The organism is Sphingomonas sp. SAFR-052, assembly GCF_051965015.1.
In the GTDB taxonomy this organism is placed as follows: domain Bacteria; phylum Pseudomonadota; class Alphaproteobacteria; order Sphingomonadales; family Sphingomonadaceae; genus Sphingomonas.
Genome location: NZ_JBQCMO010000003.1, coordinates 387806 through 406348 on the forward strand (window position 1 = coordinate 387806; position 18543 = coordinate 406348).

General features: G+C 68.2%; 17 protein-coding genes. All 17 read right to left on the reverse strand.

The genetic code is table 11. The features are described from left to right. Positions 1-3 precede the first annotated feature (3 nt). The 17 genes from scpB to ACTHQV_RS07745 all read right to left on the reverse strand — a co-directional run bounded on the left by scpB (position 4) and on the right by ACTHQV_RS07745 (position 18543). Positions 4-570 (reverse strand): SMC-Scp complex subunit ScpB, encoded by a 567-nt coding sequence (gene scpB / locus ACTHQV_RS07665; protein WP_440489326.1) that lies wholly within the window; start codon positions 568-570, stop codon positions 4-6. Then, the gene (locus ACTHQV_RS07670) at positions 567-1298 is read right to left on the reverse strand and encodes a segregation and condensation protein A (RefSeq protein WP_440489328.1); all 732 of its coding nucleotides are present in this window, start codon (positions 1296-1298) and stop codon (positions 567-569) included. The genes scpB and ACTHQV_RS07670 overlap by 4 nt, the downstream gene beginning before the upstream one ends. Before the next feature lie 33 nt (positions 1299-1331). After that, entirely contained in the window at positions 1332-1757 is a 426-nt protein-coding gene (locus ACTHQV_RS07675) for a hypothetical protein (RefSeq protein WP_440489330.1), read from the reverse strand. A gap of 72 nt (positions 1758-1829) precedes the next feature. Further along, positions 1830-2834, reverse strand: coding sequence for a beta-N-acetylhexosaminidase (gene nagZ / locus ACTHQV_RS07680; protein ID WP_440489332.1), 1005 nt, complete (start codon positions 2832-2834; stop codon positions 1830-1832). A 46-nt stretch (positions 2835-2880) separates the two neighbouring features. Next, on the reverse strand, positions 2881-3612 hold the full coding sequence (locus ACTHQV_RS07685; RefSeq protein ID WP_440489334.1) for an SPOR domain-containing protein: 732 nt from the start codon (positions 3610-3612) through the stop codon (positions 2881-2883). Then, a complete protein-coding gene (gene argS / locus ACTHQV_RS07690) occupies positions 3612-5339 on the reverse strand; it encodes an arginine--tRNA ligase (protein ID WP_440489335.1) in 1728 nt (575 codons plus the stop codon). Before argS ends, ACTHQV_RS07685 begins: the two co-directional genes overlap by 1 nt. Before the next feature lie 73 nt (positions 5340-5412). Then, complete coding sequence (locus ACTHQV_RS07695; protein ID WP_440489337.1) at positions 5413-6573, reverse strand: deoxyguanosinetriphosphate triphosphohydrolase; 1161 nt, start codon at positions 6571-6573, stop codon at positions 5413-5415. Continuing rightward, on the reverse strand, positions 6570-8432 hold the full coding sequence (locus ACTHQV_RS07700; RefSeq protein ID WP_440489338.1) for a tetratricopeptide repeat protein: 1863 nt from the start codon (positions 8430-8432) through the stop codon (positions 6570-6572). The genes ACTHQV_RS07695 and ACTHQV_RS07700 overlap by 4 nt, the downstream gene beginning before the upstream one ends. A 327-nt stretch (positions 8433-8759) precedes the next feature. Next, the gene (gene ftsZ, locus ACTHQV_RS07705; RefSeq protein ID WP_440489339.1) at positions 8760-10280 is read right to left on the reverse strand and encodes a cell division protein FtsZ; all 1521 of its coding nucleotides are present in this window, start codon (positions 10278-10280) and stop codon (positions 8760-8762) included. A 104-nt stretch (positions 10281-10384) separates the two neighbouring features. Continuing rightward, positions 10385-11644 (reverse strand): cell division protein FtsA, encoded by a 1260-nt coding sequence (ftsA, locus tag ACTHQV_RS07710; RefSeq protein ID WP_440489341.1) that lies wholly within the window; start codon positions 11642-11644, stop codon positions 10385-10387. 18 nt (positions 11645-11662) lie between these two features. Next, positions 11663-12601 carry a cell division protein FtsQ/DivIB gene (locus ACTHQV_RS07715; RefSeq protein ID WP_440489342.1) on the reverse strand — a complete coding sequence of 313 codons (939 nt, stop codon included), beginning with the start codon at positions 12599-12601 and terminating at the stop codon, positions 11663-11665. Beyond that, the gene (locus ACTHQV_RS07720; protein WP_440489343.1) at positions 12598-13521 is read right to left on the reverse strand and encodes a D-alanine--D-alanine ligase; all 924 of its coding nucleotides are present in this window, start codon (positions 13519-13521) and stop codon (positions 12598-12600) included. Before ACTHQV_RS07720 ends, ACTHQV_RS07715 begins: the two co-directional genes overlap by 4 nt. Positions 13522-13705: 184 nt before the next feature. Further along, positions 13706-14587 carry a UDP-N-acetylmuramate dehydrogenase gene (murB, locus tag ACTHQV_RS07725; protein ID WP_440489344.1) on the reverse strand — a complete coding sequence of 294 codons (882 nt, stop codon included), beginning with the start codon at positions 14585-14587 and terminating at the stop codon, positions 13706-13708. Next, on the reverse strand, positions 14584-14778 hold the full coding sequence (locus ACTHQV_RS07730; RefSeq protein WP_440489346.1) for a hypothetical protein: 195 nt from the start codon (positions 14776-14778) through the stop codon (positions 14584-14586). Before ACTHQV_RS07730 ends, murB begins: the two co-directional genes overlap by 4 nt. Next, a complete protein-coding gene (gene murC, locus ACTHQV_RS07735; protein WP_440489348.1) occupies positions 14775-16181 on the reverse strand; it encodes a UDP-N-acetylmuramate--L-alanine ligase in 1407 nt (468 codons plus the stop codon). Before murC ends, ACTHQV_RS07730 begins: the two co-directional genes overlap by 4 nt. Then, positions 16178-17323 (reverse strand): undecaprenyldiphospho-muramoylpentapeptide beta-N-acetylglucosaminyltransferase, encoded by a 1146-nt coding sequence (gene murG / locus ACTHQV_RS07740; RefSeq protein WP_440489350.1) that lies wholly within the window; start codon positions 17321-17323, stop codon positions 16178-16180. The genes murC and murG overlap by 4 nt, the downstream gene beginning before the upstream one ends. Continuing rightward, the gene (locus tag ACTHQV_RS07745; protein ID WP_440489415.1) at positions 17320-18543 is read right to left on the reverse strand and encodes an FtsW/RodA/SpoVE family cell cycle protein; all 1224 of its coding nucleotides are present in this window, start codon (positions 18541-18543) and stop codon (positions 17320-17322) included. Before ACTHQV_RS07745 ends, murG begins: the two co-directional genes overlap by 4 nt.

Consider the following 18543-nt stretch of genomic DNA (forward strand, 5'->3'; position numbering starts at 1 on the left):
CACTTAGTCGCTATCGTCGCCGCTTTCCAGCATGGTTGCAAACGCATCGTCGATTGGTTCGAGCAGGCCGGCGGCACGCAGGTCGTCGATCCCCGGCAGGTCACGGCGGCTGTTCAGCCCGAAATGGTCGAGAAACGCCGAGGTCGTGGCATACATCAGCGGCCGTCCGGGCACTTCGCGGCGCCCCGCCGGACGGACCCAGCCGGCGGCGAGCAGGACGTCGATCGTGCCCTTCGAGATCTGTACGCCGCGGATCGATTCGATATCGGCGCGGGTCGCCGGCTCGTGATAGGCGATGATCGCCAGCGTTTCGATCGCGGCGCGCGACAATTTGCGCGATTCGTCGCGGTCGCGGCGCAGGAAATGGGCGAGGTCGGGCGCGGTTTCGAAATGCCAATGCTCGCCGCGCCGGACCAAGCCGAAGCCGCGTTCGGCGTGATCGGCCTGAATGGTCGCCAGCGCGGCGCGGATATCGCCGTCGCCGACATAGGCGGCGATCATGGTGGCGGTCAGCGGCGTCTCGCTGGCGAACAGCACCGCTTCCACCGCGCGGACGAACGGATCGGTCATGCGATCGGCCGGAGTTCGATCGGCCCGAACGGTGCGTCCTGCCGGATCGCCACCCTGCCCTGTCGCGCCAGTTCGAGTGTGGCGAGAAAGGTCGAGGCGAGCGCCGAACGGCGGAAGCGTTCGTCGGCATCGCCGGGCAGGAACGCTTCGATCGCGGTCCAGTCGATCCGGGTACCGAGCAGCGCCTCGACCCGTTCGATCGCGACCTCCAGCGTCATTACCGGTCGGTGACGTACGACATGCAGCACCGGCCGCGTCCGCGCACTGACCCGGCCATAGGCGCCGATCAGGTCATAGAGGCTGGCGTCCCAGCGGGCCTTACGCACGACGTGCAGCCCCTCCGGATCACCGCGGGTGAACACGTCGCGCCCGATCCGGTTGCGCGCCAGCAGCCGGGCGCCGGCCTCGCGCATCGCATCGAGCCGTTCGAGCCGCAGTTGCAGGCGTAGCGCCAGTTCCTCGGGGTCGGGGTCCATGTCCGGCTCGCGCGGGAGTAGCAGCGCCGATTTGAGATAGGCGAGCCATGCCGCCATCACCAGCCAGTCGGCAGCCAGTTCCAGCCGTAACGCCGCCGCGCGGTCGATCCAGCGCAGATATTGTTCGACCAGCGCGAGGATCGAGATGCGGCGCAGATCGACCTTCTGCGTCCGTGCAAGCGCCAGCAGCAGGTCGAGCGGCCCTTCCCATCCATCAAGTTCGATCGTCAGTACCGGCGCATCGGCTTCCATGCGTGCGACTCTATCCGCCCGACGCTACAGGCGTCACCGATATTCGTGCGTCACGTCACTCTGCGTCCCGTAGAGGATTGGCCGACCGCGTGCGATCGGATCGGGCACGACGGTGATCCGCAGCCAGCGGGTGGCGACGTCGAGCGGGTGCAGTTCGGCGTCGAGGGTCACGCCGCGCCGGTGCTTGATCGAATAGGCGGCGAGACGTTCGAGCTTCCGACGGGTCTCGTCATCGAACAGCGACTGGACCAGCGCACGTTCGGGCTCGCGGCCGATCGGCAGGCCGTACAGCGCAAAGATGCCGTCGGACCAATGCAGGCAGTCGCGCCCCAAGTCGCAGCGAAAGGCGGGCGCGGCGAGCGGCACGGTCAGGTCATGCACCGCGCCGAGCGGCAGGCGAACGCCGGTTTCGAACAACGGCCAGCTATGCCGGAGCGGCAGCGGTTCGGTCGTTAGCAACGTTCTTCCCCTCCTGACACCGCTGCAAGACTGCGGTAATCATGGTTAGGAAGACGTTACGCGCAGGTGGCGTCAGGTGAGTGCCAGTAAACTATCGCGCTTGGCGACCAGTTCGGCGAACGGCACCCCTGTCGCCTTGCCCGCCCCTGCCATCGCCCGGTCGAGTCGTGCCAGCGACTCCGGCGCGACGACATCGAGCCGGTCGGCGATCGCCGTCATCTCGTCCATGCGCGCCCAGCAGTCGAGCACCACGTCGCAGCCGGCAGCGATCGCCGCCGCGGCCTTGTCCGCCGGGGTGCCCGACAGCGCCTTCATGTCGATATCGTCGGTCATCAACAGCCCGTCGAAACCGATCCGCGTGCGAATCACCTCGCGGATGACGGTCGGCGACAGGGTGGCGGGGCGATCGGCGTCCCATGCCGAGAACACGACATGCGCGGTCATCGCCATCGGCGCGTGGGCGAGCGTACGGAACGGTCGCAGGTCGATCACGAGTTCGTCGTCCGACGCATCGACGCGCGGGAGTTCGAGATGGCTGTCGACTCTGGCCCGGCCATGGCCCGGCATATGCTTGACGATGCCGACCACCCCGACCGCCGCCAGCCCGTCGAGCGTCGCACGGCCGAGTGCCGCGACCTGCATCGGATCGGCACCATAGCTGCGGTCGCCGATCGCGCCGGTCATGTCAGGTTGCGCGACGTCGAGCAGCGGCAGTGCATCGACGGTCACGCCGACCTCCGCCAGCATCGTGCCGATCGCCTGCCCGTTCGCCTTGGCCGCGGCGATCGCCGAGGACGGGGCACGGTCGTACAGCGCGGCGAAGGCAGCGGGCGCCGGAAACGCCGGCCATTCGGGCGGTCGCATCCGCGCGACCCGCCCGCCCTCCTGATCGATCAGGATCGGCAGATCGGCCCGCCCAGACAGGTCGCGCAACGCATCGGTCAGCGCCCGCATCTGCGCGCGATCGACGCAATTGCGCCCGAACAGAATATAGCCGAGCGGATCGGCCTCGCGGAACAGCGCGGCTTCGTCGGCGGTCAGCATCGGGCCGGACAGGCCAAAGATCACGGGCTTCATAGGCGCCGGGCTACCGCAGGCGGCCCGGCGCGACAACCGGTGACCCTCACCGGGCGATGAAGCAATTCTCTCCGGCCAGTTTCAGCTTGCCGCACAGGTCCGATGCCTGGTTGGCGCTACCGGCGTTGACGCGCAGCCGATATACGGTCTTGCCCTTCACCTCCGCGACCTGCACCGATTTGCCGAGCGGCGCGAGATAGCCGAACCGCCGCGACAGCTGGTTCCACGCGGTGTTGGCGACCGCCTCGCTCGGGAACGAGCCCAGTTGCACCACCGAACCGCCCGCCCCGGCCGCTGCCGGCGCAGGGGCCGCCGCTGCCGGAGCACGCGCCTCCAGCCGCTGCGTGGTCGTCGGAACCGCGGTGGCGACACGGCCGGTGCCGCTGCTGGCAGGGGCCGCAGCGGGTGCCGCAGCGCTGTCCTGTACCGGCGCTTCGGGCACGGCGTTGAGATTGACCGAAGCGTTGCCGCCCATCGCCCCCTCGCTGGTCGCGATGGCGGTGTCGCTGTCGCCGGTCACCTGCATCCCGTCGCTACCCTCGGCGCGCGTCTTGTACGGCTCGTTGGGGGCGGCGATCAGGTCGCCGGTGCCGCTGGCGGTCGGCGCATCGCGCTGACGCAACAGGGCAAAGACGATCGCGGCCACCATCAGCAACCCGATCAGCACCAGCAGGACCGTCCGCCACACCGGACGCGGCGCATCCGGTTCCGGATCTGCGCTTTCCAGCCAGGGCAGACGTTCGTGGTCGGGATCGCCGGACGCGATCGAATCCGCCATTATTTCATCTCCTTAACCGCCTCGACCCCCATGATAGCAAGGCCGTTGCGAATAATCTGCCCGATCGCACGAGCGAGGAAAAGCCGTGCCTGTGTCAGTGCGGGATCGTCCGGCTGCAGATAGCGGCGCGACGGATCATCGTTGCCCAGATTCCACGCCGCATGGAATTCGGCGGCCAAGTCATAGAGATAGAAGGCGATACGGTGCGGCTCGCGGACCGCCGCCGCGCTTTCCACCATGCGCGGAAACTGCGCCGCACGCTTCACCAGCGCCAGTTCGACCGTATCGAGACGGGACAGGTCGGCGTCATCGGCAACGGCGATCCCCGCCTCCGCCGCACGCCGCGCCAGCGAATGCACGCGGGCATGGGCATATTGGACATAGAAGACCGGATTGTCCTTCGACGCCTCGACCACCTTGGCGAAGTCGAAGTCCATCTGTGCATCGGCCTTGCGGGTCAGCATGGTGAAGCGCACCACGTCCTTGCCGACTTCGTTCACCACATCGGCGAGCGTCACGAAATTGCCTGCGCGCTTCGACATCTTGACCGGCTCGCCGCCGCGCAGCAGCCGCACCATCTGCACCAGCTTCACGTCGAAGCGGGTCCGCCCTTCCGTCAGCGCCTGTACCGCCGCGACGATCCGCTTGACGGTGCCGGCATGGTCGGCGCCCCAGATATCGATCAGCTGGTCGACGCCCTCGGCCTTCTGGAAATGATAGGCGAGGTCAGCACCGAAATAGGTCCAGCTGCCGTCGGACTTTTTGATCGGGCGGTCCTGATCGTCGCCGAACTTCGTCGAGCGAAACAGCGGCAGCTCGACCGGTTCCCAGTCCTCGGGCGTCTCGCCCTTCGGTGCTTCGAGGACGCCGTCATAGACAAGGTCACGTTCGCGCAGCCATGCCTCGGCCGCCTCGGGCTTCTTCGCCGCCTGGAGTTCGGCTTCGGAGGAGAAGACGTCATGTTCGATGCCGAGCAGTTTCAGGTCGGCCTTGATCATGGCGAGCATCGCCGCGACGGCGCGGGTGCGGAACAGGACCAGCCAGTCCTCCTCCGGCGCATCGACATAGCGGTCGCCAAACTCGGCGGCGAGCGCCTGGCCCACCGGGACCAGATAGTCGCCGGGATACAGACCTTCGGGAATGGTCACGCTCTCGCCCAGCGCTTCGCGGTAGCGCAAATGCACCGAGCGGGCGAGGACGGCGACCTGTCCGCCGGCATCGTTGACATAATATTCGCGGATGACGCGCGCGCCGTTCCATTCGAGCAGGCTGGCGAGCGCATCGCCGACCACCGCGCCGCGGCAATGGCCCATATGCATCGGACCGGTCGGGTTGGCCGAGACATATTCGATGTTCACGACGCTCCCCGCCCCGGCCTGCGACCGACCATAGGCGTCGCCCGCTTCGGCGATCGCGGTCAGTTCGCCGCGCCACGTGGCGTCGGTCAGCGTCAGGTTGATGAAGCCCGGCCCCGCGACCGATGCAGCGGCCACTTCGGGCAGGCCCGCCAGTTCGGCGACCAGCAATTCGGCCAGCGCGCGCGGGTTGGTCTTGGCAGGCTTGGCCAGCACCATCGCCGCGTTGGTCGACAGGTCGCCATGGCTGGTATCGCGCGGCGGCTCGACCGTGATCGCGCGTCGCTCCAGTCCCGCCGGCAGGTCGCCGCGAGCGACGAGCGTATCGAGCGCGCGGTCGAGATGGGCGAAGAAACGGGGGTACAGCGTCATGGCGGTTCCGGTCGGTTGGTGGAACCGCGCCGCTTAGCGGAAAGGGTCGGCTTAGGCAAAAGCTGCTGTCGGGTCAGAACCCTTCGGGCAGGTCGATCGGGCCGACGACCTCGCGGTAGCAGCGCACCGCATAGCGATCAGTCATGCCGGCGATATAATCGGCGATGTGGCGGCTGCGATCGGGTTCGGTGTCGGGCAGTGTGCTGTACCAGCCATCGTGCATCGCCCGTGGATCGGCATGATAGGCGGCGAACAGCCCCGCCACGACCCGCCCGGCCATTTCCGCCGCCGCCAACTGGCGCGGGTGGTGGTAGAGATTGGCGTACATGAAGCGTTTGAGCACCCGCTCCTGCTCGGCCATTTCAGGCGAGAAATGGGCGAGGCACTGGCCGGCGCCACGGACGTCGGCGACGGTCTCGACCTCGGCGAAGGCGAGGCGGCGGTTGGTCTCGGCGATCAGGTCGTTGACCATCGCCCCGATCTGCGACCGGGTCAGTTCGCCGACCAGCCGTTCGGCGGGCACATCGGGGAAGCGTCGGCGCACGGCGTCCCATCCGGCTGCGACGAACGGTACGCTAAGCAACTGGTCGAGCGTCAGCAACCCGGCGCGCAGGCCGTCGTCGATGTCGTGATTGTCATAGGCGATGTCGTCGGCGATCGCCGCGATCTGCGCCTCCAGCGACGGCCATTCGTTCAGCCGCAGACCGTGCGCCGCATCCGCCTGCGCCAAGGCCCAGCCGGGCGTCGGGATCGGGCCGTTATGCTTGGCAAGCCCTTCCAGCGTGTCCCAGGTCAAATTCAGCCCCCGCCAGCGCGGATAGGGGCTGTCGAGCCATGTCAGCGTGCGCAGTGTCTGACCATTATGGTCGAAGCCGCCATGCGCGGCCATCGCCGCTTCCAGAGCATCCTCCCCCGCATGGCCGAACGGCGGATGGCCGATGTCATGGGCGAGGCACAACGCCTCGGTCAGATCCTCGTTCAGCCCAAGCGTACGGGCGACGGCGCGGCCGATCTGCGCGACTTCGAGGCTGTGGGTCAGCCGGACGCGGAAATGATCGCCATCGGGCGCCATGAACACCTGCGTTTTGTGGCGCAGGCGACGAAAGCTGATCGAATGGATGATGCGGTCGCGATCGCGCTGGAATGCGTCGCGTGGGCCGCGTGTCGCATCGCCCGGTTCGGGGTGGAGGCGGCCGCCATGGGCGTGCGGGTTCGCGGCATAGGTGGCGGTCACTTGATCGGCACCCGCGCGACCTTCTGCCCGACCTCGCTGGTGAAGGCGAAGGCCTGAACCCCAGACTTGCGGAGCGTGTTGACGAACGCCTGTGCCTCGTCATCGGTCTTGAACGGCCCGGTCAGCAGGCGGTTGGTAGCGCGCAGCGGCGTGGTCCATGCCTGCCGCCCCTTCAGTGCCGGTGCCTTTGCCGCCATGATCGCCCAGGCGGCGGGCAGCCCGGCGACATTCGCGCCACCGGCGACCTGCACCCAATGCCGTTCGGGGTCGGCGCGCTTGGCGGCGGCTAGCTTCGCGGCTTCGGCGGCTTCGGCCTTTTTCTCGTCGGCCAGTTTCTTTGCGTCCGCGGCCTTTTTGGCAGCGGCGGCGCGGGCGGCGGCCTGTTTTTTCGCCTCAGCGGCTTCGGCGGCGCGGGCATCGGCCTCGCGTTGTGCGGCAGCTTTGCGCGCGGCGGCGGCATCGGCGGCGAAGGCGGCGACGCTGGTCGGGACGGGCGTAGGTGCGGGCGGCGGGCCGACGCCCAGTTCGGATGCCGGAATGTCGAGGTTGCGGATGATTCGGGCGAGGACGTCATCGTTCGATTCGGACCGGGCGGCAGGCGCGACGGTCGGGGTTGCCGGCGGTGTTGCGACCGGTCGGTCGGGCACCGATGCGGCGGCGACCTGGACCGGCGGACGCGTAGCCTGTGCCTGCCGGTCGCGTTCGGCAAGCGCAGCGGCGGCGATGCGGCGTTCCTCCGCCTGTCGCGCGGCGACCCGTTCGGCTTCGAGGCGCGTCGCTTCGGCGATGCGGGCCTGTTCGGCCTGCTGGGCGGCGAGTTGCTGGGCCTCGCGTTCGCGCTGCGCCTGCGCCGCCTTTTGGGCAGTGGCGCGGGCCAGCGATTCGCGGCGGGCGGTCTCGTCGGCGCGGGCTTGGGCCAGTTGCTGTGCCTGGATTTCCGCGGTTCGGCGGGCCTGTTCGGTGGCGGCCTGACGACGGCGTTCGGCGGCATTCGGCTGGCGGACGGCTGCGGGCGCCGGAGTCGGGGTCACGGCGGCGACTGCAACTGGCGCAGTCGTGCGAACCGGCGCAGGCAGCGGTGGTGCGAGGCGGGCGTCGGCGATCCGTTCGGGCGTAGGAGCCAGACGGCCGAAATGCACGGCGAAGGCGCGGTCCGCGCCGGCCAATTGCGGCAGGCGGCGGAAGAAGGGGGACAGGCTGGCCGCAAAGCCCGGCAGCATGCTGGCCGTAATCTTGTCGGCGCCCGCCGCGTCGCCCGCCATGGCGAGGGTGAAGGCGCGCACTCGCCAGGCGGCGCGGTCGTTCTTCAGAAGTAGCGGGTTCAGGACCTTGGTCGCCTCCGCCAGATTGCCGTCGATGCCGAGCGACAGGGCGAGGCGGCGGATCACCTCGTCGTCTTCCCCGCCCTGTAGCGCCTGCCGGTAATCCGCCTGTGCCAGCCTGCCCTGTCCGAGCAGGTCGTAGGCGAGGCCGCGTTCGGCGAGATAGGGCGTCATCGCCACCCCTGCCCGCTCGGCCGAGTTGAACAGTGCGAGCGCCTCGCCCGGCCGTTCCATGCCGACCAGCGCGACGCCGCGGGCGGCGCGGATGCGGGGGTCGCTGGGGGCGACCTTTTCGGCGCGGGCGAGGAATTGCATGGCGGCGTCGGTGTCGCCGAGCTTGCCGCTGAGTCGCCCGGCCTCGACCAGCGCGGTAACGTCGTTGGGGCTGCGGCCGAGGATGCGCATCTGTTCGGACAGGCGGTCGGCATTGGGGGTCGTCACCGACTGGACGATCGCGCCGGACTGAGCCGCGACGGGAAGCGGGGCGGCGGTGGCGAGCAGCAGGGCGGTCGCGGACAGGAGCGTGAATCGGGTCATGGGCGGCTTCGCTACACCATGTCGGAGCTGAACCGGGAATGGCGGTTGGACTGGGTCGGCGACGAAGCGAGGGGTCGTGGCGACGAACGGGGGGCGAAGGTGACGAAGGTTACACGTAGCGACGTTTTCGAGCCGAGCTTCCCGCGCAACGGGTGCTGGTTTCAAGTTTGACAGGGTTTTGTCGTGTAGGAAAGTTTCGGGTGTTTCGCTTGGGGCGATACCCCTCCACCGTCCTGTGGACGGTCCCCCTCCCCGCGGGGCGGGGAGGATTTCAGGGCGCACCCTGCCGACCTTTCGCCCCGCGATGCCGGTCGCGGGGCGGTGGGCTTACTGGTTGTTCTGGCGGTGGAGGAAGCGCGGGATGTCGAGCGGTTCCTTGCCATCGTCGGTGCCGCGCGCGGGGGCGCGGCCGGCATTGGCCATGCGTTCGAACAGCGTGCCGCCGGGCTTGCGCGTCGGGGCCGCTTCTTCGCGCGGTGCCGGTTCGGCGGGTGCTTCCGGGGTCAGCCAGCGGCGGCGGCCTTCGCTCGACGAGGCACCAAAATCGCTCGCCGGGGTCGGCGCAGGTGCCGGGGCAGCGGCTTCGGCACCGAGCACCAGTTCGTCATCTTCGACGTGCGAAGGTTGCACCGGTGCCTGCGGAGCGACGTGCTGCGGCGCGTCGTAGGTCGAATGCGGCACGATCCGTTCCGACACCGACGGCTGGCTCACCCCTTGCGGGAAACGCTCCATCGGGGCGGGCGCGGGTGCTTCCTGCAGATGCTCGGCAGCGGCACCGCTCGGCGCGACCGGTGCCGCCGTAGTCGGGCGACGCTGGGCGTTGAACGAGAAGGCACGGGTCGGTTCGGGCTGGGCCGGGGCGGGCTGCGCCTGCGACGGGGCCTCGTCCTCGATGCCGGTCGCGACGACCGAGACGCGGATCTTGCCTTCCAGTTCGCTGTTGAACGCCGAGCCCCAGATGATGTTGGCGTCGTCGTCGACCAGCTCGCGGATATGGTTCGCGGCTTCGTCCACTTCGAGCAGGCGCATGTCGTCGCCGCCGGTGATCGACACGATCACGCCCTTGGCACCGTTCAGCGACACGCCGTCGAGCAGCGGGTTGGCGATCGCCTGCTGCGCCGCCTCGATCGCGCGATTGTCACCTTCGGCCTCGCCGGTGCCCATCATCGCCTTGCCCATCTCCTGCATCACCGAACGGACGTCGGCGAAGTCGAGGTTGATGAGGCCGGGCATGACCATCAGGTCGGTGATGCCACGCACGCCCTGCTGCAACACTTCGTCGGCCATTTCGAAGGCCTGTTTGAAGGTCGTATTGGCGTTGGCGATCAGGAACAGATTCTGGTTCGGGATGACGATCAGCGTATCGACATATTTTTGCAGTTCCTCGATGCCGGCCTCGGCCGACTTCGCGCGACGCTTGCCCTCGAACGCGAAGGGGCGGGTCACGACGCCGACGGTCAGGATGCCCATCTCACGCGCGGCCTTGGCGATCACCGGCGCCGCACCGGTGCCGGTGCCGCCGCCCATGCCGGCGGCGATGAAGCACATATGCGCGCCTTCGAGGCTCTTCTGCACCGCCTCGATCGTCTCTTCGGCCGCGGCGCGACCGATTTCGGGGCGGCTGCCCGCGCCCAGACCCTGGGTGATCTTGGCACCCAGCTGAATGCGCTGCGGTGCCGACGACTGCTTCAGCGCCTGCGCGTCGGTATTGGCGACGAGGAATTCGACCCCCTGCACCTCGGCACGGATCATGTTCGCGATCGCGTTGCCGCCGGCACCGCCGACCCCGATCACGGTGATGCGCGGGGTCAGTTCATCCACGTCGGGTGCCAGAAATTCGATGCTCATACTCGGTCTCCCTGTCCCGGCCGGCACCGGGCACAATTACCATGCCGTTGTGCATCAAGCGGCGGAGCGATCCTAGTCCCCCGCGGCCAGATGGTAATAAAAAGTCAATAGTTGGTGCGGAATGCGGTGAGCAGCCGTTGGAACAGCGCTCCCGTACTGGGACGCGATACCATCTGTTGCGTCGGTTGTAACGCACGCAAATCCACCGGGTTCGATGCGGCGAACATGGCAAGTCCGGCGAGCGTCGCGAATCCGGGGCCCGAATGCGCCTCCGGCAAGGCGGTCAGCCCGCGTGCGCGACCGACGCGGACCGGGCGGCCCAGCGCCTGTTGCGCATAATCGGCGATCCCCTTCAATTCGGCGCCGCCGCCGGTCAGCACGACCTGTCGCCCGACCGGATCGTCGAAGTTCAACCGGCGCAGTTCCTTGCCGATCTCTCCGACCAGCCGTTCGAGCCGCTGGCGGATGGTGGTGATGAGCTGTGCGCGGGTGATGCGGGTCCCTTCCGAATCCTCCTCGGCGCGGACCGGGGCGACATCGATCATGTCGTGATTGTCGCGCGGTGACATGTTGGCCGAACCGTAGAAGCATTTCAGCCGCTCGGCCTGGGCGCGGTTGGTGCCGAAGGCGGAGGCGACGTCATCGGTAATGTCGCTGGCCCCCATCGCGATCGAGGCGAGGCCGGTCAGCACGCCATTGGCGAAGACCGAGACGTTGGTGATGCCCGCCCCGATTTCGACCAGCGCGACGCCCAGTTCGCGCTCCTCCTCCGACAGACAGGCCAATCCGGTCGCGACGGGCGCGGCGACGATCGATTTGGTTTCGAGATGCGCCGAGCGGACGCACAAGTCGAGATTGCGGACCGGCGATCCTTCGGTGGCGACGACATGGATTTCGACGCCGAGCCGATCGGCGTGCAGCCCCTTGGGCTCCTTCACCCCGCCCAGGCCGTCGAGCGTGTAGCGCATCGGTTGCGCGTGCAGCACCATCCGCTGCCCCGGATCGATCGCGTTGCGGCCGGCCTTCAGCAGCGCATCGATGTCGGACTGTTCGACGCGGTGGCCGCCGAGGTCGACCTCCAGCTTGACGATGTCGGACACCAGCCCGCCCGCCGAGAAGCTGACCCACACATCCTCGATATTGAAGCCGGCGATGCGTTCGGCCTGCTCGACCGCCTCGCGGACCGCCGTCTCGGTCGCCTTCATATCGGCGATATAGCCGCGCTTGACGCCGCGGCTCTCGCGCTGGCCGGTGCCGAGCACGGTCAGTTCACCGCTATCGTCGGCGCGCGCGATCAGTGCCGACACTTTCGACGTGCCGATGTCGAGCGCGGTGATGATTCCTTCCGGTGCCGTCTTCGCCATATGCCCCTGCCCCCTTGTTCAGTCGCCGTCGACCGGCGGCGGTGCCGTGGTCGCGTTGCCCGCTACGTCGTCCGACCCGTCGTCATCGACTTCGGGCGTCGCATGCTTCATCCGCACGACCAGCTTGGTCGGATCGCGCAGGTCGAACCGGTCATAGCCCTTGCCGAGCAGGCCGAGCGTGCCGTCGAGTTGCGCGAACTTGACCAGCGCCTTGGCCGATTCGGCATCCCCTTCGGGCAGGACCAGCCGTTCGCCGGTCTGGAACAGAATGTCCCAGCGGCGATTGCCGACCCATACCGCCGCCTTCACCACCGGTTTCAGCGCGGGGGCGGCGGCCATCAGCTTGCGATAGGCGGGTTCCTGCGCATTGGCGCCGTCGCCGATGACCAGCGGCAGGCGCGGCATCCGGTTGGGCTGCACGCCGTCGAGCAGGACGCCGCTCTCGTCGATCAGCATCAACTGCCCCTTGTTCTGCCACACCGCCGCCGGATCGCGTTCGACGACATCGACGACCAGCGTGTCGGGCAGGCGGCGCGAGACGCGGGCGTCGGCGATCCAGCCATAGCCGAGCAGTTTTTGTCGCGTGGCGTCGAGGTCGACCAGCGGCATCGCCCGCGACCGCTGATCGAGGGCGACGGCATAGACCGAGGTGGCGTCCATGCGCTTCAAGCCGGTCACTTCGATCTGTTCGACGCGGAAGCCCGCCGATCCGACCGCTTCGGCCGCCGCCACGCCGACCATGCCGAACAGGCCGAACCAGTTGGCGAGCGCGACGACGATCGCACCCGCGCCGGCGGTCAGGCTCCAGCCGACGATGCGGCGGGCAGTCGCGGCTCCGCCGGGAAGGGCGGCCACCGCCTGATCGAGGACCGAGGCGCGGACCGGGCGCTTCTGCTGGACGCGGCGCTTGGGCTTGACGGTGCGGGTCTGGACGACGCGTTTGCCGGTCTGGGTCATCGCATCGCCTCTTCCACGATCCAGCCGACGAGTTGTTCGTAGCTCATGCCGACATGGCGCGCCTGTTCGGGAACGAGGCTCAAGGGCGTCATGCCGGGCTGGGTATTGGTTTCGAGGATGAACAGGCCTTCGACGCCCTGACTGTCGTCCCAACGGAAGTCGGTGCGCGATGCGCCCTTGCACCCCAGCACGCGGTGGGCGGTGACGGCATAGGCCATGCACGCCTGGGCGATATCGTCGGGGATGTCGGCGGGGCAGACATGTTCGGTCAGGCCATCGGTGTACTTGCTGTCGTAATCGTAGAAGCCGCTCTTGGGCTTGAGTTCGGTGACGCCCAATGCGCGGTCGCCGAGCACGGCGGTGGTCAGTTCGCGGCCGCGGATGAAGGGTTCGGCGAGGAGTTCGTCGAATTCCTGCCATGGGCCTTTTGCATCGGCGGCGATCGGATTGCCATAGTTGCTGTCGTCGGTGACGATCGCGACGCCGACCGAGGATCCCTCGCTGACGGGTTTGAGGACGTAGGGGCGCGGCAGCGGATCGCGTTCGTGAAGTTCGGCGGTCTTGACGATGCGGCCGCCGGGCATGGGGACGCCGGCGGGGACGAGCGCGTGCTTGGTCAGCACCTTGTCGATGGCGATGACCGAGGTGGCGAGGCCGCTATGCGTGTAGCGCAGGCCCATCAGGTCCATCATGCCCTGTACCGTGCCGTCCTCGCCCGGCGAACCGTGGAGGGCGTTGAAGACGAGATCGGGCTTCGCTTCGGTCAGGCGCGCGGCGATGTTGCGGTCCATGTCGATGCGGGTGACGCGGTGGCCGAGCGATTCGAGCGCGGTCGCGACGCCGGCGCCGGACATGAGCGAGACTTCGCGTTCCGACGACCAGCCGCCCATGAGGACGACGATGTGGAAGGGGTCGGTCACGCGGTCGGTTCCTTGTTGTTTCGTACTAATTCAAACCCGTTCGGTTCGAGCAGCTTCGAGCGAAGTCGAGAAGCGTCCGTCGAGAACGGGGTGGCCCGGGCGGCGCCTTCTCGACTGCGGTTCTCGACTTCGCTCGAACCTGCGCTCGAAGCGAACGGATGGGGGACAGGGTGGAAGGTGGAGATCACGCCACGCCTACCCGCCGGATTTCCCATTCGAGCGTCACGCCCGACGCGGCAAGCACCTTTGCCCGCACCTCTTCGCCCAGCGCCTCGATATCGGCGCTGGTGGCGTTGCCGGTGTTGAGCAGGAAATTGCAGTGCTTCTCCGACACCTGCGCGTCGCCCTTGCGCAGCCCCCGGCAACCGGCGGCGTCGACCAGTGCCCATGCCTTGTGGCCGTCGGGGTTCTTGAACGTCGAACCGCCAGTCTTGCTGCGCAGCGGCTGCGAGGCTTCGCGGGCAGCGGCGATCCGGTCCATTTCGGCCTGGATCGCCTGGGGGTCACCCGCTTCACCGCGGAAGGTGGCCGAAACGACGATCGCGCCGTCGGGCAGGTCGCTGTGGCGGTAGCGGTAGTTTAGGTCGGTCGGCGAAAGCGTCTTGAGCGTGCCGTCGCGGGTGACGACCTGCGCCTCGACCAGCACGTCGGCGACCTCGCGGCCATAGGCGCCGCCGTTCATCCGCACGAAGCCGCCGACCGTGCCGGGGATCGAGCGGAGGAACTCGACGCCGGCGATGCCCGCGTCGCGCGCGGTCGAGGAGACGAGGATACCGCTCGCCCCGCCGCCGCAGGTGAGGGTGAAGCCATCCGCCGTTACCTTGGCGAAGGGCTTGCCGAGGCGGACGACGACGCCGGGCACGCCGCCGTCGCGGACGATCAGGTTGGAGCCGAGCCCCAGCCCCATCACCGGCATGGCGGGGTCGAGCGCGCAGAGGAAATCGCACAGGTCGTCCACGTCGGCCGGCTCGAACAGCCACTCAGCCGCCCCGCCCGCCTTGAACCAGACGAGGGGGGCGAGTGGGGCATTCGCGGTCAGCCGGCCACGGACCGGCGGCAAGTTCATTTGCCGACGCCCCAGAAGCGGGCCCAGGCGGTCCACGCCTCGGCCTGCGCATCCGCCACCTGCTTGCCGACCTGGGTCAGGTCGCGCTGTTCGGCGGTGTCGAGCAGCCTCTTCGCCGCATCGAGCTGCGCCTGTTGCGCGCGCAGGATTTCGCGCTGCATCTCGATTGCGGTGGAGAACCAGTCGCTCATGCGAGCTTCGCCTGAATTGCGGCGGGCAGGCCGGCAGCGATCTTGGTGATGTCGCCGGCACCGAGGCAGACGATCAGGTCGCCCTCTTGTCCCTCGGTCGCCAAAGCGGTGGCGAGCGCGTCCTTGTCGGCGGCGACCTGCGCCGAACGATGGCCGCGCAGGCGAATGCCGTCGACCAGCGCCTCGGCGCTGACGCCCTCGACCGGGGCTTCGCCGGCGGCATAGACGGGCAGGACATGGACCGCGTCGGCATCGTTGAACGCCTGCGCGAACTCGTCCATCAGCGCGCCCAATCGCGAATAGCGGTGCGGCTGGACGACGGCGATCACCCGGCCGCCGGTCGCTTCGCGTGCGGCCGACAGGACCGCGCGGATTTCGACCGGGTGGTGGCCGTAATCGTCGATCACGGTCATGCCCGCCACGTCGCCGACGCGGGTGAAGCGGCGCTTGACGCCGCCGAACTTGGCGAAGCCCTGCGCAATGGTCGCGTCGTCGAGGCCCAGTTCGACGGCAACCGCGATCGCCGCCAGCGCGTTCTGGACATTGTGCCGGCCGGCCATCGGCAGGTGGATGCCGGCGATCGTGCGCGTCTGGCCGTCGCGATCGCGGACCACGCAGTCGAAGCGGTTGCCGTCGCGGCCCGCCGTCACCTCGACACCGCGCACATCGGCTTGTGCGGCAAAGCCATAGGTGACGATGCGGCGGTCGCGGATGCGCGGGATCAGCGCCTGCACCTCCGGATGGTCGAGGCAGAGCACCGCCGCGCCGTAGAAGGGCACGTTTTCGATGAATTCGACATAGGCGTCCTTCGCCCGATCGAAGCTGCCATAATGGTCGAGATGTTCGGGGTCGATGTTGGTGACGACCGCGATCGTGCCGTCGAGGCGCAGGAAACTGCCGTCGCTCTCGTCCGCCTCGACCACCATCCAGTCGGAGGCACCCAGCCGGGCGTTCGAGCCATAGGAGTTGATGATGCCGCCATTGATGACGGTCGGGTCGACGCCGCCAGCATCGAGCAGCGCCGCGATCAGCGAGGTCGTGGTCGTCTTGCCATGCGTGCCCGCGACGGCGACGGTCGATTTCAGCCGCATCAGCTCGGCGAGCATCTCCGCGCGACGCACCACCGGAATCCGCTTCGCCAGCGCATGATCGCGTTCGGGATTGCCGGGCTTGATCGCGGTCGAGGTGACGACGACCGCCACGCCCTCCACATTTTCCGCCTGGTGCCCGATATGCACGTCGATGCCGCGCGCGCGCAGGCCGTCGACGACATAGCCCTCGGCGACGTCCGATCCCTGCACCTTATAGCCGAGATTGTGCATCACCTCGGCAATGCCCGACATGCCGATGCCGCCGATGCCGACGAAATGGATCGTGCCGATATCGGTCGCGACGCCCTTCACGCAAATGCTTCCTTCTGTCGTTTGGCAGGGGCGACCTTGCCCACTTTCGCCTTTGGTGCGTCAATGCTTTCGACCAGATCGGCCATGTCGCGCACCGCGAAAGGCCGGCCGCAGCTCCGCGCGCGCGCCGCCGCATTGGCGAGCGCCGCAGGATCGAGGCCGAGCTTCTGGGTCTGCTTGGCGAGTTCCGCCGGCGTGAATTGCGACTGGGCGATGGCGCGCGCGCCACCGGCGGCCACGATCTCACGGCAGTTCGCGGTCTGGTGATCGTCGGTCGCGCCGGGCAGCGGCACGAGGATCGCGGGACGACCGGCGGCGGTCAGTTCGGCGATGGTCGAAGCTCCCGCGCGCGCGATCACGACATGCGCCCATGCCAGCCGGTCCGGCAGGTCGGGTAGATAGGTCGCGATTTCGGCGGGGATGCCGTGTTCGGCATATTTGGCGCGCACCGCGTCGATATCCTCGATCCGCGCCTGCTGCGTCACCTGCATCCGGCGGCGGAACGCGACGGGGAGCAGCGCGAGACCGTCGGGCACGACCTGGCTCAGCACGCTCGCCCCCTGGCTGCCGCCGGTGACCAGTACGCGGAAAATCCCATCGGCATCGAGATGCGGATACGGCCGATCGCGCAGGGCAAGGACGCTGTCGCGCACCGGATTGCCGACCAGATGCGTCTTGGGGACATGCTTGTCCTTCAGCCGGTCGACCGCGTCGTAGCTGGTGGCAATGGCATCGACGCTGCCCGCGACCAGCCGGTTGACCCGGCCGAGCACGGCATTCTGTTCGTGGACGATGGTCGGCACCTTCTGCGCGAAAGCGGCGAGCAGCGCGGGGAGTGCCGGATAGCCGCCGAAGCCGATCACGGCGGCGGGCCGGAACGTCTTGTATAACTCGATCGCCATCGATCGTCCGGCCAGCATCTGCCGACCGGCCTTCAACCAACCGATCGGGCCGCCGCTCAACCGCCCGGCGGGCAGGACGTGCGTCTGGATACCGTCGAACAGGTCGGGAAAGCGCACGCCGCGTTCGTCGCTGACCAGTGCCACGCGGTGGCCGCGCCGGGTCAGTTCGACGGCAAGGGCGGCGGCGGGGACCATATGCCCCCCGGTGCCCCCCGCGGCGAGGACATAATGTTTGCTCATTTCGCTCCGCTCCAGCGCTGCTGGCCATAGGGTGAGCGGGTCAGATACGGGTTCCGGCGGGTGAAAGCGAGCAGCAGTCCCATGCCGATCGAGAGCGCAATCATCGACGACCCGCCATAGGAGATGAACGGCAGCGTCATCCCCTTCGACGGCGCGATGCCGACATTGACCGCCATGTTGATGAGCGCCTGTGCCCCGAACTGCACGGCCAAGCCGGCGGCGGCGAGCAGCTTGAACGCATCCTCCTCGTCCAGCAGGCGCACGAACACGCGCACGACGATGGCGAGGAAGATCAGGGCGATGATGCCGCAGGCGATCAGGCCGAATTCCTCCCCCACCACGGCGAAGATATAGTCGGTATGCGCCTCGGGCAGCTTGAACTTGACGCGCCCGCCGCCCGGACCGGTTCCGATCGCGCCCCCGGCGGTCAGCACGGCATGGGCCATGTCGACCTGATAGCTGTCGGTCGCCGCACTTTCCGGATCGGGAAACAGAAAGCCGTCGATACGGACGCGTGCCGTGCCGTAGAAGGTGTAGGCGGCAGCGATCAGCCCGACCCCTGCCCCGCCGAGCAGCGCCATGGTCCGGACCGGAATGCCCGCGACGATCAGCAATGCCGCCCAGACGCCGCAGAAGATCACCGTCTGGCCGAAATCGGGCTGGAGCATCAGGCAGCCGGCGATGACCGCGGTCAGCGCACCGGTGACCAGGAGCATCGGCAGTTGCGGGTCCTTGGCACGCAGCGACAACAGCCATGCCGTCGTCACGATGAACATCGGTTTCAGGAATTCGGACGGCTGGAACTGCCCGATGCCGAGGCTGACCCAGCGCCGCGCGCCGTTCGCCTCGACGCCGACGAACGGGGTGACCATCAGCGCCAGCACCAGCAGCGCGGTGCCGAGCAGGCACAGCCGCCGGGCGAAGGTGACCGGCAGCATCGACACCGCGATCATCACCGGGAAGGAGAAGGCGATCCATCCCGCCTGTCGCCAGAAATACATCATCGGCGGCACGGTGACGTCGCCACCCGAATAACGCACGGCGGAAGCCGGTGAAGCGGCGGCGACGGCGACCAACCCGATCGCGATCAGGACCATCGCGATCAGCAGCAGCACGCGGTCGACTTCACGAAACCATGCGCCGATCGGCGAGCGGGCGCTGCGGCCCTGCAGCGTTTCGACCCGTTGCCGCAGCGCGCGAACGTCCCGCCCGCGTCCCAT

Excerpts from the sequence above, each read along its gene's own strand:
- scpB (WP_440489326.1), bottom strand. The coding sequence starts at position 570 with ATGACCGATCCGTTCGTCCGCGCGGTGGAAGCGGTGCTGTTCGCCAGC.
- ACTHQV_RS07670 (WP_440489328.1), bottom strand. The coding sequence starts at position 1,298 with ATGGAAGCCGATGCGCCGGTACTGACGATCGAACTTGATGGATGGGAA.
- nagZ (WP_440489332.1), bottom strand. The coding sequence starts at position 2,834 with ATGAAGCCCGTGATCTTTGGCCTGTCCGGCCCGATGCTGACCGCCGAC.
- ACTHQV_RS07685 (WP_440489334.1), bottom strand. The coding sequence starts at position 3,612 with ATGGCGGATTCGATCGCGTCCGGCGATCCCGACCACGAACGTCTGCCC.
- argS (WP_440489335.1), bottom strand. The coding sequence starts at position 5,339 with ATGACGCTGTACCCCCGTTTCTTCGCCCATCTCGACCGCGCGCTCGAT.
- ACTHQV_RS07700 (WP_440489338.1), bottom strand. The coding sequence starts at position 8,432 with ATGACCCGATTCACGCTCCTGTCCGCGACCGCCCTGCTGCTCGCCACC.
- ftsZ (WP_440489339.1), bottom strand. The coding sequence starts at position 10,280 with ATGAGCATCGAATTTCTGGCACCCGACGTGGATGAACTGACCCCGCGC.
- ftsA (WP_440489341.1), bottom strand. The coding sequence starts at position 11,644 with ATGGCGAAGACGGCACCGGAAGGAATCATCACCGCGCTCGACATCGGC.
- ACTHQV_RS07715 (WP_440489342.1), bottom strand. The coding sequence starts at position 12,601 with ATGACCCAGACCGGCAAACGCGTCGTCCAGACCCGCACCGTCAAGCCC.
- murB (WP_440489344.1), bottom strand. The coding sequence starts at position 14,587 with ATGAACTTGCCGCCGGTCCGTGGCCGGCTGACCGCGAATGCCCCACTC.
- ACTHQV_RS07730 (WP_440489346.1), bottom strand. The coding sequence starts at position 14,778 with ATGAGCGACTGGTTCTCCACCGCAATCGAGATGCAGCGCGAAATCCTG.
- murG (WP_440489350.1), bottom strand. The coding sequence starts at position 17,323 with ATGAGCAAACATTATGTCCTCGCCGCGGGGGGCACCGGGGGGCATATG.
- ACTHQV_RS07745 (WP_440489415.1), bottom strand. The coding sequence starts at position 18,543 with ATGGGACGCGGGCGGGACGTTCGCGCGCTGCGGCAACGGGTCGAAACG.